This window comes from Cellulomonas telluris, assembly GCF_004886325.1.
Lineage (GTDB): Bacteria > Actinomycetota > Actinomycetes > Actinomycetales > Cellulomonadaceae > Cellulomonas > Cellulomonas telluris.
Genome location: NZ_QXFN01000135.1, coordinates 1 through 502, shown reverse-complemented (window position 1 = coordinate 502; position 502 = coordinate 1). Strand labels below are relative to the sequence as shown.

Genomic DNA, 502 nt, shown 5'->3' with positions numbered 1-502 from the left:
TGGTGCCCCACGTCCGGATCGGGCAGGCCGCCGACGTCGTCGTGGTCGCCCCGGCGACCGCCGACGTGCTGGCCAAGGCCGCCCACGGACTGGCGGACGACCTCCTCACCAACACCCTGCTCACCGCGCGCTGCCCGGTGGTGTTCGCCCCGGCGATGCACACCGAGATGTGGGAGCACCCCGCCACCCAGGCCAACGTCGCCACCTTGCGGCAGCGCGGCGCGGTCGTCATCGAGCCCGCCGTCGGCCGCCTCACCGGGGCCGACACCGGCAAGGGCCGGCTCCCGGAGCCCGGAGAGATCTTCGAGCTGGTCCGCGGGGTGCTCGACCGGGGCACGGGATCCTGGACCGGAGCGGGGAGCGGCCAGGACCTCGCCGGCCGCAAGGTCGTCGTCTCCGCGGGCGGCACCCGGGAGTACCTCGACCCGGTGCGCTTCCTCGGCAACCGCTCGTCGGGGCTCCAGGGCTACGCCCTAGCCCGGGCCGCGGCCGCGCGGGGCGC

Annotated in this window: 1 protein-coding gene; it reads left to right on the top strand. The window is 76.5% G+C overall.

All coding sequences use genetic code 11. The annotated features are described in order from the left end of the window. On the top strand, positions 1-502 hold a 502-nt coding region (locus FB586_RS19095), incomplete at both ends, for a flavoprotein (RefSeq protein ID WP_281276714.1).